Source organism: Bordetella genomosp. 13 (genome assembly GCF_007679965.1).
Taxonomy (GTDB): domain Bacteria; phylum Pseudomonadota; class Gammaproteobacteria; order Burkholderiales; family Burkholderiaceae_B; genus Bordetella.
The window spans coordinates 265,378-282,016 of the sequence record NZ_VEHL01000008.1; the positions used below are offsets into that span (position 1 = coordinate 265,378).

At 70.9% G+C, this 16,639-nt stretch carries 15 protein-coding genes; 14 read left to right on the top strand and 1 reads right to left on the bottom strand.

Annotation, left to right across the window (positions count from 1 at the left end; translation table 11 throughout):
• Positions 1-84 precede the first annotated feature (84 nt).
• Positions 85-633 carry a DUF924 family protein gene (locus FS845_RS19685; RefSeq protein WP_144638491.1) on the top strand — a complete coding sequence of 183 codons (549 nt, stop codon included), beginning with the start codon at positions 85-87 and terminating at the stop codon, positions 631-633.
• A 90-nt stretch (positions 634-723) separates the two neighbouring features.
• Positions 724-1,596, top strand: a complete 873-nt coding sequence (locus tag FS845_RS19690) for an MOSC domain-containing protein (RefSeq protein ID WP_144638493.1) — start codon at positions 724-726, stop codon at positions 1,594-1,596.
• 146 nt (positions 1,597-1,742) lie between these two features.
• On the opposite strand, the gene sugE is transcribed toward FS845_RS19690, so the two are convergent.
• Entirely contained in the window at positions 1,743-2,060 is a 318-nt protein-coding gene (sugE, locus tag FS845_RS19695; protein ID WP_144638495.1) for a quaternary ammonium compound efflux SMR transporter SugE, read from the bottom strand.
• Positions 2,061-2,394: 334 nt separating this feature from the next.
• On the opposite strand from sugE, the gene FS845_RS19700 reads away from it, so the two are divergent.
• The 12 genes from FS845_RS19700 (at position 2,395) to FS845_RS19755 (ending at position 16,562) form a co-directional block, all read left to right on the top strand.
• Positions 2,395-3,441 (top strand): CDP-6-deoxy-delta-3,4-glucoseen reductase, encoded by a 1,047-nt coding sequence (locus tag FS845_RS19700; RefSeq protein WP_144638497.1) that lies wholly within the window; start codon positions 2,395-2,397, stop codon positions 3,439-3,441.
• 165 nt (positions 3,442-3,606) lie between these two features.
• A complete protein-coding gene (locus FS845_RS19705; protein WP_144638499.1) occupies positions 3,607-4,863 on the top strand; it encodes a D-amino acid dehydrogenase in 1,257 nt (418 codons plus the stop codon).
• Positions 4,864-4,868: 5 nt separating this feature from the next.
• Positions 4,869-6,200 carry an extracellular solute-binding protein gene (locus tag FS845_RS19710; protein WP_144638501.1) on the top strand — a complete coding sequence of 444 codons (1,332 nt, stop codon included), beginning with the start codon at positions 4,869-4,871 and terminating at the stop codon, positions 6,198-6,200.
• 323 nt (positions 6,201-6,523) lie between these two features.
• On the top strand, positions 6,524-6,961 hold the full coding sequence (locus FS845_RS19715) for a hypothetical protein (protein ID WP_144638503.1): 438 nt from the start codon (positions 6,524-6,526) through the stop codon (positions 6,959-6,961).
• Between the two features lie 133 nt (positions 6,962-7,094).
• Positions 7,095-8,054, top strand: coding sequence for a TcpQ domain-containing protein (locus FS845_RS19720; protein ID WP_260986357.1), 960 nt, complete (start codon positions 7,095-7,097; stop codon positions 8,052-8,054).
• A gap of 53 nt (positions 8,055-8,107) precedes the next feature.
• Positions 8,108-9,712: a hypothetical protein gene (locus FS845_RS19725; RefSeq protein WP_260986358.1), complete on the top strand. Its 1,605-nt coding sequence runs from the start codon at positions 8,108-8,110 to the stop codon at positions 9,710-9,712.
• Positions 9,713-9,721: 9 nt separating this feature from the next.
• Complete coding sequence (locus FS845_RS19730; RefSeq protein ID WP_144638505.1) at positions 9,722-11,008, top strand: type 4b pilus protein PilO2; 1,287 nt, start codon at positions 9,722-9,724, stop codon at positions 11,006-11,008.
• A complete protein-coding gene (locus FS845_RS26875; protein WP_260986359.1) occupies positions 10,995-11,756 on the top strand; it encodes a hypothetical protein in 762 nt (253 codons plus the stop codon). The genes FS845_RS19730 and FS845_RS26875 overlap by 14 nt, the downstream gene beginning before the upstream one ends.
• Positions 11,746-13,455, top strand: coding sequence for a GspE/PulE family protein (locus FS845_RS19740; protein WP_260986360.1), 1,710 nt, complete (start codon positions 11,746-11,748; stop codon positions 13,453-13,455). Before FS845_RS26875 ends, FS845_RS19740 begins: the two co-directional genes overlap by 11 nt.
• 206 nt (positions 13,456-13,661) lie before the next feature.
• A complete protein-coding gene (locus FS845_RS19745) occupies positions 13,662-14,735 on the top strand; it encodes a general secretion pathway protein (RefSeq protein WP_144638667.1) in 1,074 nt (357 codons plus the stop codon).
• A gap of 47 nt (positions 14,736-14,782) precedes the next feature.
• Positions 14,783-15,400 (top strand): type 4 pilus major pilin, encoded by a 618-nt coding sequence (locus FS845_RS19750; RefSeq protein ID WP_144638509.1) that lies wholly within the window; start codon positions 14,783-14,785, stop codon positions 15,398-15,400.
• 7 nt (positions 15,401-15,407) lie between these two features.
• Positions 15,408-16,562, top strand: coding sequence for a shufflon system plasmid conjugative transfer pilus tip adhesin PilV (locus tag FS845_RS19755; protein WP_260986361.1), 1,155 nt, complete (start codon positions 15,408-15,410; stop codon positions 16,560-16,562).
• Positions 16,563-16,639 lie beyond the last annotated feature (77 nt).

Sequence of the window (16,639 nt, forward strand, 5' to 3'; positions counted from 1 at the left end):
AGGGATGACGGCCATCGGTATTTATGCCGTGCCTTGGATTCCGGATCGGCACAACTTCATTCGCTCAGGCAGGAGACCGTTTCGATGCCGCACTACGAAGACACCGCGCAGGGCGTCCTGCAGTTCTGGCGCGACGCGGGGCCCTCGCGCTGGTTCCGCAAGGATGCGCAGTTCGACCGGGATTTCCGCCAGCGCTGGGAAGGCCTGCACCTGGCCGCCGCGCGGCGCGAGCTGGACGGGTGGGCCGCCGATGCCGACGGTATCCTCGGGCTGCTGATCCTGCTGGACCAGTTTCCGCGCAACGCCTATCGCGGCACGGCGCACATGTTCGCCACCGACCCGCTGGCGCGCCATTTCGCGCGACTGGCCGTCGAGGGCGGCCTCGACGTGCGCGTCGACGCCGGGCTGCGGGCGTTCTGCTACATGCCGTTTGAGCATTCAGAGAATGCGGACGACCAGGCCAACGCGGTGAAGCTGATGGCCACGCTGGACCCGCGCTCGCTGGATTTCGCCCTCGTGCACCAGCGCATCATCGAGCGCTTCGGCCGCTTTCCCCATCGCAATGCGCTGTTGGGGCGCGCGTCGACGGCGCAGGAGTTGCAATTTCTGGCGGAGGGTGGGTTCGCGGGCTGAGTTGCCCGGGGCGGCATGCCTTGGACACGCCCATCCCGCGCGCAGCCGCGCTATGCTGCTTCTCTTTTCCGGTCCATCCCGCCCGCCATCATGTCCGCCCGCATCCTCAGCCTGCACGTCTATCCCATCAAGTCCTGCGCCGGCATCGACCTGGCCGAATCCGACCTGGACCGCGCCGGCCTGGCGCACGACCGGCGCTGGATGCTGGTGGACGAGGCCGGTCAGTTCATGACGCAGCGCCAGTGGCCCGCCATGGCGCTGATCCGCACCGCGCTGGACGGCGCGGTGCTGCGCCTTGACGCGCCCGGCATGGCGCCGCTGGCGGTGCCGCTGGACGGATCGGAGCTGGCCGATACGGTCGAGCGCGTGGTGGTGTGGCGCGACCGGGTGCCCGCCCGCGCGGAGCATCCGCGCGCGGCGCAATGGTTCAGCCAGTTCCTGGGCCATGCGTGCCGGCTGCTGAAGGTGGACGCACAGGCGCATCGCCCTGCGCGCTCGGAATGGGTGGACCGCTGGCGCGACGCCCATCCTGACCTGGCCGGCGAATTCGAGGGCGAGCACCTGTTCGGCTTCGCCGACGGCTTTCCCTTGCTGGTCGCCAACCAGGCCTCGCTGGACGACCTGAACGCCCGCCTGGCCGCGCAGGGCAAGGCCGCGGTGCCGATGAACCGGTTCCGGCCCAACATCGTGGTACAGGGCGATTGGCCGGCATTCGAGGAGGACTACACCGCCGCGATCACCGCGGGCGCGGCGCGGCTGGCCTTCGTCAAGCCCTGTACGCGCTGTCCCGTGCCCGACGTGGACCAGGCCACGGCGGTCCGGGGCGACGAACCCGGCCGCACGCTGGCCGGCTACCGCCAACTGGAGGTGGGCGTGGTGTTCGGGCAGAACGCCATCGTGGCCGGCCAGGACCGGGTGTGCCTGCGCGTGGGCGATCCGGTGGACGTCGAACTGGATTTCTGAGGCGGACGGCGCGGCGCGCCCGGCACGGGGGCGTGCGCGGCGCCCGGCGGTTCGGCCCGTGCCCGTCAGACGGGCCTGCTGCGTTGCGCCGGCCGGCGGGCGTGAACGGCCGGCATGGACCCGCCGATGGCACGGATGGCGCCGGATCAGCCCGCCGAGAGCTTCAAACCCACCAGCCCCGCCACGATCAGCCCGACGCTGACGATGCGCGCCGTGCTGGCGGATTCTCCGAACAGGATGATGCCGGCGATGAACGCGCCGATGGTGCCGATGCCCACCCAGATGGCGTAGGCGGTGCCCAGCGGCAGGGTCTTCATGGCCTGCGACAGCAGCCAGAAGCTGGCGATCATGGCCACGACGGTGAGAACAGAGGGGAGGGGACGCGTGAAGCCGTGGGTGTACTTCAGTCCGATGGACCAGACGACTTCGAGGAGTCCGGCCAGCACGAGGATGAGCCAGGTCATTGAACAGCCCTTGCAATGGCGCCGGCGGCAGGCCGGCAGGTAAGGGGCCGTCCCCGGTAGAGGCGCCGTCCGGGACGGCGCGCAGCGACTGCGGCCGGGACTGCGATCCCGGGTCGTCCCGGGACAAGCGCGATTATAGGCATTGCGGGCGTTGCGTGGGCCCGTCGCCGGATCGCCCCGCGGCCGGGATCGCACGCACCCGGGCCCGCGGCGGCCCATGCAGGACATGCAGATGGGTTCGGGCGCTAGAATCTGACAATTCGACGTCAATCATCCAGCCCGATGCCGAACCCGCCGCGCGCGGCGCCGGCCACCGGGTATCTGCCAACAGATCATGAGCTTTCAGGTAACGATCCAACCCAGCAAGCATCAATTCCAGGTCGAGTCCGGCCAGACCGTGCTCGAGGCCGCGATGGCGGCCGGATTCGTGCTGCCCTACAGCTGCCGCACCGGCGCGTGCTCCACCTGCAAGGGCAAGGTGCTCGAGGGCGAGTACGACGCCGGTCCCTACCCCGCGCAGGTGCTGGCGCCCGAGGAACTGGCGCGCGGCTACACGCTGTTCTGCCAGGCCCGCCCGCAGACCGACCTGGTGGTGGAGTCCGCCGAGGTGCGGCTGGCCACCGACATCCAGATCCGCAAGCTGCCGTCGCGCGTGCAGACGCTGGAGCGCGTCGCGCCCGACGTGGTCGTGATCAAGCTGCAATTGCCGGCCGCCGAGCAGTTCCGCTATTACGCCGGCCAGTACGTCGAGGTCATCCTGAAGGACGGCAAGCGCCGCAGCTATTCGATGGCCGGCGCGCCGCACACCGGCAGCCCGCTCGAACTGCACGTCCGGCACCTGCCGGGCGGGCTGTTCACCGACCACGTGTTCGGCGCCGGCGCCACGCAGATGAAAGAGCGCGAGATCCTGCGCCTGGAAGGGCCGTTCGGCTCGTTCTTCCTGCGCGAGGACAGCGCCAAGCCCATCGTGCTGCTGGCCAGCGGCACCGGCTTCGCGCCAGTCAAGGCCATCGTCGAGCACATGGTGCACAAGCAGATCGATCGGCCGGTCACGCTGTACTGGGGCGGCCGCCGGCCGCATGACCTGTACATGGACGAACTGGCCCGCTCGTGGGCGGATGCGCTGCCCAACCTGCGCTACGTGCCCGTCGTGTCCGACGGCCTGCCGGAAGACGGCTGGCAGGGCCGCACGGGCTACGTGCACGAGGCCGTCATCCAGGACATGCCCGATCTCTCCGGCCACCAGGTGTATGCCTGCGGCACGCCGCTGATGGTCGATGCCGCGCGCCGCGAGTTCAGCCTGCAGTGCGGCCTGCCGCCCGAGGAGTTCTACGCCGATGCCTTCACCTCGCAGGCCGACCTGGCGCGCGCGGCGGGCTGAGCGCCCACGGGGCCTGTGCCGCGGGGTCGCGCGCGACCCTGTTTTACGCATTGAAATGACGAACGCGGCGGCCCCTCGGGGTAAACTGCCGGACCAGCACCTCGTCCGGTGCGCACGGCCTGTGGCCGTTCCGGCCGAGCTTCGCACGCAGGGGGCAATTGGCGCATGAAAGTAGCGGTTTTGGGCAGCGGCATCATCGGCGTCTCCACCGCATGGTGGCTGAGCCAGTCGGGCCACGAGGTCGTGGTGATCGACCGCCGCGCCGGCCCGGCCCAGGAAACCAGCCTGGCCAACGGCGGCCAGATTTCGGTGTCCTACGCCGAGCCCTGGGCCAATCCGCAGGCGCCCCTCAAGCTCTTGAAGTGGCTGGCGCGCGACGACGCGCCGCTGCTGTTCCGCCCGCAACTCGACTGGCGGCAATGGATGTGGGGCCTGGCCTTCCTGCGCGAATGCCTGCCGTCGCGGCTGGCGCCCAACATCCGCGCCATGGTGCGCATGGCCGAGTACAGCCGCGCCACGCTGCGCGGCATGCGCGCCCAGATGGGCATCCAGTACGAACACCTGGAACGCGGCATCCTCAATTTCTACCGCGACCCGCACGAGTTCGAAGCCTCGCAGCGGGCCGCCGGCCTGATGCGCGACTTCGGCGTCGAGCGCCGCGTCATCGGCCCCGACGAGGTCATCGCGATCGAGCCCGCCCTGGCGCCGCATCGCGGCACCATCGTGGGCGGCGACTACACGCCCGAGGACGAAAGCGGCGACGTGCACCTGTTCACCGCCGCGCTGGCGCAGCACTGCGAAGCGGCCGGCGTCGAATTCCGCTTCAATACCCAGGCCACGCGCCTGGAAAGCGTCGGCGGCGCCGTGCAGGGCGTCGAGCTCATCGGCCCCGACGGGCGCTACGGCCGGCTGGTGGCCGACGCCTACGTGGTCGCGATGGGCAGCTACACGCCCACGCTGGTGCGCCCGCTGGGCGTGCCGTGCAACGTCTATCCCGCCAAGGGGTACTCGGCCACGTTCCCGGTGCTGGCGCCGGCGCGCGCGCCCACCGTCAGCCTGACCGACAGCAGCCACAAGGTGGTGTTCTCGCGGCTGGGCAACCGCCTGCGCATGGCGGGCACCGCCGAGCTGGCCGGCTACGACCGCGGCCTGAACACCGCGCGCTGCGAGGCGCTGTTGCGCCTGGCGCGCGAACTCTTTCCCGACGCCCTCGATTTCGAGGGCGTCAGTTATTGGTCGGGCCTGCGCCCTTCCACGCCTTCGAACGTACCGCTCATCGGCCAGACCCGCATTCCCAACCTGTATCTCAATACGGGCCACGGCACGCTGGGCTGGACCATGGGCGTGGGTTCGGGACGAGCCTTAGCCGACCTGCTCAGCGGACGCAGGCCGGAACCTGACTTTCCCTTTCTGGGGTCATGACACTTATGAAGACACTGCAACACTCGGGCGTGGCCCGTGCATTGGGCGCCACGCGTCGCGTGTGGTTGTTCGGCCTGGCGATGGCCGCCTCCGGCGCGGCGTATGCCGACGCCGTCCCGATCCAGGTCTGGCACACGCTGGCCGGCCCCAACAAGGCCGAGTTCGAGAAACTGGTCAAGCAGTACAACAAGGAGCAGGGCGACGTGCAGGTCACGCTGCGCGCCTTCCCGACCCAGGCCGCCCTGAAGCAGGAAGCCGCCGCCTCGCGCAAGAGCAAGAACGGCCCGAACCTGCTGCAGCTGGACGACAACCATTCGCCCGAAGTGGTGGCCGAGCATCGCGACATCCTGCCGATGCACGAGCTGCTGGCCAAGTACCCGATCAAGGACGCCAACTGGTTCCTGCCCACCACGTCCAGCTTCACGCGCGATGCGCGTGGCCGGCTGCTGGCTTTCCCGTGGATGGCCGAGATCCCCGTCATGTTCTACAACCTGGACCAGTACAAGAAGGCGGGCCTGGATCCGAACAAGCCGGCGCGCACCTGGGCCGACCTGCAGGGCGATCTGCTGAAGCTGCGCGACGTGGCCAATTCCAATTGCCCGTACGCCTCCAGTGAGCAGGTTTCCGTGCACCTGGAGAACCTGGCGCCGATCAACGGCCAGACCTACACCAGCAACGAGAACGGCCTGGACAAGGGCCGCGCCGCGCCAGCGCTGCAGTTCGACACGCTGTACATGCGCCACCTGTCGCTGATGGTCAGCTGGAAGCGTTCCGACCTGTTCACCAACCACTCCGAAGACCGTGCCAACGACGCGCTGTTCGCCAAGGGCGACTGCTCGGTGCTGACCACCGGCTCGGGCGCGCTGGGCCAGTTCCTGGACAACAAGTCGCTGAAGTTCGGCGTGGCGCCGCTGCCGTTCTATGACCAGGCCACGCCCAACGCGGGCCGTCCGTTCGTCAGCGGCGCGGCGCTGTGGGCCATCGAAGGCCGTCCGCAATCGGAAGAGAAGGCCACGGCGCAGTTCCTGGCCTGGCTGTCCAAGCCGGTGATCGCCGCCGAATGGCACCAGCGCACGGGCTACCTGCCCCTGACCGAAGCGGCGTTCCGTGCTTCCGACGTATCGTTCTACGACCGCATGCCGGGCGCCCAGCAACTGGTGGCCGCCATGCGCAACCAGCCTACCTCCAGCGGCCGCGGTTTCCGCATGAACAACTACGACCGCATCGAGCCCGTGCTCAGCCGGGGCCTGGACGAGGCGCTGGAAGGCCGTACCCCGCCGATGGCGGCGCTGAACAACGCGGCGGCGCAAGCCAGGTCGATTGCCCAGCAGAAGTAAGCGTAAGCGTGGAGTAATAAGCGCCCCGGTATAATCCGGGGCGTTTTTTTCATTATGCGGGCCAGGCGAAAAAAATGCCCGAACCCCTTGCCACCGGCTCGATCCGGCAAATGCGGAATATGCAGCCGCAATAATAAAAGGGGCAATTCTGTTTTTTGTTTTTAGGTTTTGTTTTTCAACTAGACGTTGTGCTCCATCGAATCCATCTTGGCCGATGCGCGTCGCGGAAGGCGAAAATCCGCGGGGTGTTGCCGGTAATTTGAGGAGGGTGAGGTTTCGCGAGGAGCGCGCGACAATTAAAAAAATCAAAGGTTTCGATCGGCATGCTCGATGCAACGATCAATAGTTTGCGGGTATTCGACAACAATAATTGGAATATCTCGATCGACGATGTGCCGGGCCTGGGCGATGCGCTGCGGGTCCTGGCGGCCGAGCTGGGCAGGTGGGTCCAGCAGGTCCTGGCGTCGGCCGCATGGCTGGCGGACCAATTGGCTGCGGTGAATTCGGCGCTGGGCGGCCTGGGTGCCTTGCCGGGCGCGCTCGACGGCGGTGTCCACGCCGCGCCCGTGCCGCCGCCCTTGCCGGCGGCCCCCCCCGATGACGCGGTGCAGGGCGTGGTCGACGCAGTCCAGGCGCTGAACGGCAAGCTGCATGCAATGGCCAGTTGGATCGAGGCGCCCGTTCAGGGTCTGGATGCCATGGTCGACGCGCTGCATACCGCTTACCAGAACGTCGGCACGTTTCTCCACGCGCTGTTTTGAGTCGCGCGGCCAGTGCGCACGCAGGCCGTGCGCGTCGCAGTGACCGATCGATCCATGCGTAGATCTGCGTCTATCGCCGTTTTTCCGGCTGGCCCACCATGCGGGCTTGACGGATGGCGGTGGCGGAGGACGCATGGTTCGGTGGGCGGGTTTGGTGCTGTTGCTGGCGGCCGGCGGCTGCGCGGCGCTGGCGGATGATGGACTGAGCGGTCCCGGTCCGGCCGGGTCCTACGACTTCGACTGGAAGCTGTCGGGCGACGCCGCCGTGGCGCCGCTGCAGGTGTTCGCCACCGACGCGCAGGTCTGGCTGCAGTTCGGCGCGGGGCAGGAGGTGCCGGCCATCTTCGCCGGCACGGCGCAGGGCGACCGCCTGGTCGCGTGGCGCAGGCAAGGGCCTTACGTGGTGCTCGACGGGGCCTGGCGGTCTCTGACGATGCGCGGCGGCCGGTACGTGGCGCGCGCGGCCCGGGCCGGCGAACCGGCGCTCGGCAGGCAGGGGGTGGTGCCATTGGGCACGGCGTCCGCGCCCGTGGCCATCGTGGCGGGCCAGGCCGGTGGGTATGGGGGCATGGAGCCTGGTGCGGTGGGGGCGCAGCAGGCGGGGGCCGTGGATCCTGGCGCGACGGCGCCGGGCGCGGCAATGGCCGGTGCGATGACGTCCGAGGCGCTGAAGTCGAGTGCGGCGGCGCCCGGTGCACCGATGTCCGGCGCAACCGCCAGCCTGTCCGCGCCATCCGCGTCTTCGCAGCCGTCGGCGTCCTCCGGCGTCCTGTCCGCGCCACGTCCCGCTGCTTCGCCGGCCTTCCATGCCGGGCCGCCCGAGGCCACGCTGCGCGCGGTGCTGGCGCGCTGGGCGCAGGCCGCAGGCTGGACCTTCCAGGCCCAGCATTGGGCGGTCGACGTCGACATCCCCTTGGCCGGCAGCGCCGAATTCGGCTCCGACTTCAAGCAGGCCGTGCGTGCGTTGCTGGGATCGACGGAACTGACCGACCGGCCCGTGCAACCCTGCTTCTATACCAATCGCGTGCTGCGCGTCGTGCCCTTTACCCAGGCCTGCGACCCCTCCGCCATGCCCGCCGGGGTGCCGTCATGAAACGCCTGCCGTGTGTCTTGTCGAGGGGCCGGGCGTCGTTGGTGCCGCGTGTCGTGCCGAGAGCCCGTGCCTCGCTCCTGCTGCGTGTCCTGCCCCTGGCCGGCGCGTCGGTCGCGCTGGGCGGCTGCGGGGTCAGCGAGGCCTTGCAGGTCCTGCGCGGCCAGGCCCGCCAGCAGGAGCAGGCGGTGCAGGAACAACAGCGCCGGTTCAAGGACCGCATGACCGATCCGCAGGCGCGCAGCGCCGCGCAGGACGTCGCGAAACCCTGGCTGGCGGGCCCCGCCCAGCCCCTGGCGCGCGACGTGCTGCTGCCGCCCGCGTTGCGCGCGAACGTGGACACCACGCTGCTGTTCGCCGGTCGCATCGACCTGCCCGCCATCGCCGAACGCCTGCAGCGTGCCACCGGCATCGCCGTGCGCGTGCATCCCGATGCCTTGCTGCCCCACGAACTGTTCCTGCCCCGCCTGGCCGAGGAGGCCACCCTGGCGGTCGAAGCCGCCACGCGCATCGAGATCCAGTCGGGGCCCCGCCCGCTGCCCGATACGCTGGATGCCCTGGCGGCGCAGCTCTATCTGCAATGGCGCTATCACCAGGGCGCCATCGAGTTCTACCGTACGCAGACGCGCGTCTTCGACGTGCGCACGCTGACCTTGGCCAGCCGTGTCGATGCGCGCCTGGGCCGCGCGGCCAGCGCGCAGTCCGGCGGATTCGAAAGCGCGTCCAGCACCACGCTGTCCAGCGGCGAGCAGCAGGTCGTGCAGGCGGTGCGCAGCCGTCTCGAGCCCTTCCTGACGCGCGCGGGCGTCATCGCGCAGGCCGAGGGCGGGGGCACGTCCCTGGTGGTCACCGACACACCCGCCGTGCTCGACCGCATCGGCGCGTTCGTCGAGCGCGAGAACCGCTCGCTGACGCGCCGCGTGCGCCTGGTGTTCGAAGAGATCACCGTGCAGACGCACGACGATGCCGAGGCCGGCATCGACTGGTCGGCCGTCTACGACAGCCTGCGCGGCGTGGCCTCGCTGTCCTTGCCGGCCGATGCGAACAGCGCCGCGGCGGCGGCCAGCGCGGCCGTGGCCGGCGGCCCGCTCGCGGGATCGCGCGCGGTGGTCAATGCGCTGTCCAGCATGGGGGCGGTGGTGCGGCATGCCAGCGTGCCGCTGCTGACACTCAATCGTCGTCCGGTCACGCACGCGGTGCGCTCGACGTTCTCGTATGTCGACCAGGTGCAGAGCGTGGCCGTGCCCGCGTCGGGCGGTGTCGCGGCCGCCTTGCCCTCGGTCTCCATCAGCCAGAAGCAGGAGACCGTGGGCACCGTGCTGACGCTGGTGCCCGATGCGCAGGACGACGGCAGCATCCTGCTGTCGGTGTCCTACGACAACACCGTGGCGCAGCCCCTGAAGTCCATCAGCTTCGGCGAGACCGGCAACCAGCTGCAGGTGCAGCAGATCGCGGTCGACGGCAGCGGCACCGTGCAGCAGGTCGAGCTGCGGCCCGGCGTGCCGGTGATCCTGTCGGGCTTCGACCGGCGCGAGGACGAATACGAGCGCCGCCGCGTGCTGCCCGATGCGCCGCTGTTGGCCGGCGGGCGCGACCGCAGCGCACGCGAACGCCTGACCACGGTGGTGCTGATCACCGCGCAGGCCGAGGACGGCGTCTGAGGAGCACGCATGCAACCCGGCAATGTCCATATCGTGGCGCGCCCCGACGCGCGCCAGTCGCTGGTGTTCGGCCTGACCTGGTTCGCGCTGGTGGGCAGCCATATCGCGCCCATGGCGCGGGCGCGGGCGCGCCAACTGAAGGCCACGCATTACGTTGCCGGCGGACTGCGGGTGGCCGCCGGCGGCTGTGCCCGCATCAACAGGCCCGCGCGGCGTGCGCCGCTGTATGCCGCCGCGCAGGCCTATGCGCACCTGCATCCCGACGGCGCGGTGGCCTGCGTGGCCGCGCTGCCCGAGGGACGGCACTGGCTGGTGGCCGCGCAGGATGGCGCGGTGCTGTCGCGCGGCGACCGCCTGTATGCCAGCGCCGAGGCGGCCGAGCTCGCGTTGCGGGAACTGTGCGGGCAGCGTCCTGAAATACGCGTGCTGGACGGCGCGGACGTGCTGGCGCGATTGCAGCAGGCACTCGATCCGGCCGCGCGGCTGGTGGCGGTGGATACGCGATGGAGTAGCCTGCCGTGGCCCGTGCGCGCCTTCGCGGCCGGTCTGGCCGGCGCGGCGCTGCTGCCGCCGCTGTGGCACTACGCGGCCGGCCGCGGCGCCATGCAGCCGGCGCCGGTCGCGGTGGACGCCGAGACCGCGTGGCGGGAGGCCTTCCAGGCCTTGCGCGGCAGCCTGCGCGTGCATGGGCCCGCCGAGGTGCAGCGTGTCGTGCAGTCCCTGTACGGCATGCCGCTGGCGGTGCGGGGTTGGCGCCTGCAGGGCGCGCAATGCGTACCCGAGACCGTGGCCTGGCAGTGCGCCGCCCGCTTCGAACGGGTGCTGCCGCAGGCCACGCACGAGGATCTGGCGAGTGCCGCGCCGGCGGGCTGGCGGGTCGAGTTCGAGTCGCTGGGCCAGAGCGCATTGCATTGGCAGGTGCCGGGCGCGGGCCTGCCGCTGGCCGCCATGCCGCAGCGGCCTCGAGCGCAAGGCTTCATCAGCGATCTGCAGCGGGTCGCGCTGGCCTTCGCCGACGTGCAGCTGGGGCCGGCCGTGCCGCTCATGCCGGCCGTGCCGCGCGACGCGGGCGGCGTGCCGTTGCCGCCGCCAGCCGCGCAGGGCCTCTGGCCGCCGCTGCGCAGCCGCGCGCTGTCGCTGTCGGGCCCGTTGCGCTCGTTCGGCGTGTTGGCGCTGGATGGCGTCTGCGTGTCCTGGTCATCGATATCGCTGCATCTCGAGCCCGGCCGCCAGGCGGCCCTGGCGGCCAGCGTCGTGGTCGCGCAACTTCAAGGAACCCTTTATGAATCGCATTGATCCGCCAGGCCGCATGCGCCGGGCATTCGCTGAAGGCCGCGCGTTCGCGCGGCGAGGTCTGCCGCCGTGCGCAGTGGCGGCGCTGGCCGTGGCCGCTGCGATGCCGTTCGCGAGGGCGGAAGCAGCCGCGGGCGCGAAATCCGGCAACGAAACAAGCGTGGAAACGGCCGTCGAGAAACCTGCCGAACAGGGCGCCGGACGACGCACCGGGCAGGACGTCGAGCAAAACGTCGAACGAGGCGCCGCTGCCGCAGCAGAAGCCGCTACGGAAAGCGGCTCCGCGCCGCGCGCCGGCACGCCGGACGCGACCCGCAAGCCGGGCGCATCCCATGCCGGCGCGCAGCCCGCCTGGCCGGAGTCCGACACGGTGCTCGACCTGCTGCGTGCCGACGCCCGCGCGGCAGCGGCGCAGCGCCTGGGCCACGCGCAGGACTGGCTGGCGCCGTCGCCGGCCGGGTCCGCGCCTGCCCGGCTCTCGCCGCCGGGCAGGGTGTCCGGCACGGACGACGCGGATCGCGTCGACGTGCTGGCCATCTATGGCATCGGCCGCACGCTGCTGGCCGATATCGAGGTCAACGGCGCCGTCTGGCGCTACCGGCAGGGCCGGCCGTGGCCGCTGGGCGCCACGGAGCAGGGCCCGGAGCACCGCTATGCGCTGGTCGCCATTGACCTGCCGTGCGTGCGCCTGCGCTACCGGAACGACGTCCGCACCGCCTGCCTGCATACGGAGTCCGTCCATGAACGCTGACCCGTCGTTGCCGCGTCGACACGTCTTGCCCACGCTGGAATTTCCGGAAGACCTGGCCTCGCTCGATCCTCCCTTGCAACGCTCCCTGGGCGACCAGTTCGACCTGGCCGCGCTGGCGGGGCGGCTATGTCCGGTGCTGTTCGAGGATGGCCGCGCGGCCCTGTTCGGATTGGCCGACTACGTCGCCGGAGATCAGGCGGACGAGATCGCGCGCATGCTGCGCCGGCGCGGCCATGCGCTGGCCGAACCGTCGCGCTACGTCGTCTCGCCCGCGCTGCTGTTGAGCGTCGCGCGCGGCCAGTTCGGTGCGCCGGCCGCGGCCGGCCGGCGCGCCGGGCCGTCTCGCGCGCAGCGCTCGGCGCTGGCCGCCATGTTCGCGGAGTTCGTGCACTGGGGCGTGCGCGCGGGGGCCAGCGACCTGCACATCAACGTGGACGAGCGGGGCGACCGCTCGCAGGTGCGCTACACGGTCGATGGCGCTTACGTGGCGCCGGCCTGTTTCGACGGCATCGCCGCGGCCACGCTGGGCGAGGTGCTGGCGGTGGCCTGGATGGACGTGCGCGGCGGCAACGGCGCCGTGTTCGATCCCCGCATCGAGCAGCAGGGGCGCATTGCCATGCAGGTCGACGGCGCGCCCTACATGCTGCGCTGGGCCTCCCTGGCCGCCGATGCCGGACCGTCCGTCTGCCTGCGCCTGTTGCGCCTGGACGCGCCGGCCGGCGGCGCCACGCTCGAGGCCCTGGGATACCTGCCCTCGCAGGCGGCGGCGCTGGAGCGCGCCCGTGATCGAGAGGGCGGCGCCATCGTCATGTCGGGCATCGTGGGCTCGGGCAAGTCCACCACCATCGCCACGCTGATGCGCGGCATCGACCCATTGCGCAAGGTCATCACGCTGGAAGACCCCGTCGAGTACCTGATCGAGAACGCGCTGCAGAACACCGTGGGCCGCGCGCTGGATGGCGACGAGACCTTTCCGTTCGCCGCCAAGCTGCGCACCATCAAGCGCTCGGCCATGAACGACCTGCTGATCGGCGAGGTCCGCGACCGCGAGACCGGCCGCGCCTTCATGGACCTGGCGGGCAGCGGCGTCAGCCTCTACACCACCACCCATACCGGATCGGCGCTGATGATTCCGGAGCGGCTGGCTTCCGACTTCATCGGCGTCTCGCGCGATTTCCTGGCCGCGCCGGGCGTGTTGAAGCTGCTCGTTTACCAGACGCTGCTGCCGCGCCTGTGCCAGGCCTGTGCTCGGCCCCTGGCGGAGGGGTCCTCGAACGCGGACGCCGACTGGCGGCGCTGGGGACAGGCGATGCAGCGGGCATTCGACATCGACCCCGCGCGCCTGCGGGTGCGCAATCCGGCGGGCTGTCCGGCCTGTGCATCCGACACGCGGATGCAGGGCGGCGGCCAGTCCGCGGGCTGGCGCGGACGCACGGTCGTGGCCGAGATGTTCGCGCCCGCGCAGGACGACGTCCTGCTGGAATGCATCCGCCGGCGCGACAACCCCGGCCTGATGCGCCACCTGCACGCCATGCATCGCACGTCGGCCGACGATCCCGACATGCGCGGCAAGCCGGTGCATCTGTGCGCCGTCTACAAGGCGCTGCAGGGCGAGGTGGACGCCCGGGTGCTGGCCCGCCAGTTCGGCCTGTGCGACGACGCGGCCCCGCGCGCAGCGCTGCTTCAGGAGGCGGCATGAGACATCCTGTGCCGACCCGCTGCGTTGATGGCGACGTTTTGAGCGGCACGATGACGAGTCGCCCCAAGGGCGAACACCGGAGTGCGCAGCACGAAGGTGTTCCAGTGAAAAGGCCAGCAGTAGCGCCGCCAACGCCGCACGCCGGCTCCGCGGCGCGCGAGGCTGAACCGTACGCCGGCCGGTGGCCCGCGCGTGCCGGGCAGTGGCTGGATGCCTGGCGTTTTCGTGCCGCGCGCGCCGACTATTACGCCTATCTGGCGGAGGTCCTGGTCGCGCTGCGGGGCCGCAAGACCCTGCTCGATCTGTTCGAGGACGACGCACGCCGGTATGGCGCCGCAACGGTGCGCGGCCGCCTGGCGCAGCGCTGGGCGCGCCGCTACCAGGAAAGCGGCGGCGATCTCGCCGCCGCCTGGGCCGATGCGCTGCCGGCCGACGAATGCCTGCTGGTGGCGTCGGCGCAGGCGGCCGGCGGCGAGGCGCTGGCCGAGGTGTTGCGCGACCTGGCCCGCGCCGTGCGCCTGGTGCGCGGCCTGCGCGACGAACTGACGGTCACGTTGGCCGCGGGCCTGGCCGCGCTGGGCGTGGCCATCGCACTGCTGTGTGCGGTGCCGTATTTCACCGTGCCGCGGCTGCAGCACGTGTTTCAGGGATTGCCGCCCGAATACCTGGGGCCGTTGACGCGACGGCTCTATGCGCTGGCCGATGCCGTGCGGCGCCTGCTGCCGCTATGGAGCTTCGCGCTGCCGGCCGGCGCGCTGCTGGTCCTGTGGTCGCTGCCCAATTTCACGGGACGGACGCGTCCCGCACTGGACGGCTGGGCCGTGTGGCGGCTGTATCGCGATTTCCATGCCGTGCGCTTCCTGGCGATGCTGTCGGTGCTGCTGCGCCAGCGCGGCAACATCGATACCCGCCTGCGCGAGGCGCTGGCCATCTTCGCCTGGAATGCCCGCCCATGGCTGGCCGGCCACGTCACCGCCATGCTGGCCCGCATCGACGCGGGCATCGTGGGCGAGCACAGCCTGGACACCGGCCTGTTCGACCGCGAGCTGTGGTGGTTCATGGCGGACATGATCGCCGCGCACGGCCTGGCCGGCGGGCTGCAGCAGGCGCGCGCTCGCATCGAATCCCATACCGTGGCGCGCGTGCGCAGGCAGGCCCAGGCAGCGCGCTGGCTGTTGCTGCTGGGCGCCACCGGCGCCGTGCTCGGTCTGGCGCTGTGGCACTACGCCGTCATCGACGAGCTGCGCCGCGCGCTCACGCAGTTCCACGCCAGCCGCTAGCGCCGACAGGCGGCCGATCCCCTTTTTCCCGTCCGGAGTCACTCCCCATGCGTACGTCCCCAACCTGCATCGTCCCGCCGCGTCGGCAGCGCGGCTTCTCCCTGATCGAAGTGTCCATCGTCACCGCGATCGTGCTGCTGGCCGCCATCGTTGGCATCCCGGCCATCGGCAACTACGTCGTCGAGAACAAGGTGCCCAACGTCGGCGAAGAGCTGCAGCGCTTCGTGTCGCGCACCAAGGCCAATGCGCAGGGCGCCGGCCCCACGCCCTATGCGGGCATCGACACCGGCGCGCTGGCCAATGCGCTGCGCGACTCCAGCGTGCTGTCGGTCAACGGCACCGGCGCCGCCTCCGTCGTGGCCCATGGCCTGGGCGGCAACGGCACCTCGGGCAATGGCGTCGTCTCGCTGGCGCCGTCGGTGTTCGCGGCCGGCGGCGCGGGCTCGGGATTCACGCTGACCCTGAACAATGTCAGCCACGCCGCATGCCCGGGCATCGCCTCGGTCATGCAGCGTGTGGCCGAGATCATCTCCGTGCAGGGGCAGGGCGGGGCGGTCGTGGTGAAGGACGCCACCGCCACGCCGCCGCTGGCCTACCTGGCCACGCGGGCCGAGGCGCAGTGCGCGCAGGGCGATCACAACACCTTCGTCTTCACCGCGCGCTGAGGCCGCCATGTTCCGGTCCGTGCCTTCCTCCCAGCCCGGCCGGGCGTCCGCCGGACCGATGCGCGGCTTCGCCCTGCTCGAACTGTCCATCGCCCTGCTGGTGGCAACGCTGCTGGCCATCTGGGGCGCGGGCGCCCTGATGCGCCACGCCGATGAGGCCGAGTCCCAGGCCACGGGCATATGGCTGCTGGAGATCCGTCATGCCGCCGGCCGCATGCTGGAGCGCCACTTCGACAGCCTGGCCGCCGGCACCCGTCCCCTGGACGAGCAGGGCCGCGCGCCGTACGCCGATGCCATGGCGCCCACGGTGGCGGAGTTCAAGGCCGCCGGGCTGCTGCCGCCCGGCTTTCCCGAGACCGCGCCCGATGGCTCGGCGGCGCGGGTGCGCGTGCTGCGCCTGAACGCCTGCCCGGGCGCCGCGTGCCGGCTGGATGCGCTGGTCCATTCCTCGCAGCCGCTGCACACCGCCCAGGGCGAGCCCGACATGATGCGCATGGCGGTGCTGGTGCAGGCCGCCGCGGGGTACGGCGGCCAGGCAACCGGCGGGCGGGACGGCCGCCTGCGCGGCGCCGCCTTCGATTTCGCCAACCCGCCGACGCCCGACATGCCAGCGCTGCCGGCCGGCACGCCCGTGCTGTGGGCGGGCATGGACGTCGCCACCGCCGACCGCTACGTCCGTCGATTCGACACCCGGGACCCGCAGCTGCGGGCATCGCTATCCACCACCGGCGGCGTACAGGCGGCCGGCAACCTCGAAACCGATGGCAACGTCTCGGCCGCCGGCAGCATCACCGCGCGTGGCGGCATCGCCGCCGGCGGCAGCGTGTCGACGTCCGGCCGGTTCATCGCGTCCGAATACCTGCAGATGGGCGCGGCCAGCCCAGGCTTCTGGTGCGAATCGCCCGGGCTGATCGCGCGGGCGCCGCAAGGCGGGGTGCTGGGATGCAGGAACGGCGTCTGGACGCCCGAGGACGGCGGATTCGGAGGCGCCTTCGCCACCAACAACCGCTTCGGTTGCCAGCATTACACCGGCGTGTCCACCGCCAATCCGCGCACGGGCAACTGCTCGTGCCCGTCGGGCTATGCGCCCGTCATCGTGTCGGCCGGAGGAAAATGGAACGACGACGAGGGCTGGACCACGGGCTACGTCTGCGTCCGCTAGGCCGGTGCGCCCGTGGCGTGCCGGCCACCCCGCCGCAACCGCGACCCTCTATAATCAAAGATTCGCCTAGATTCCGC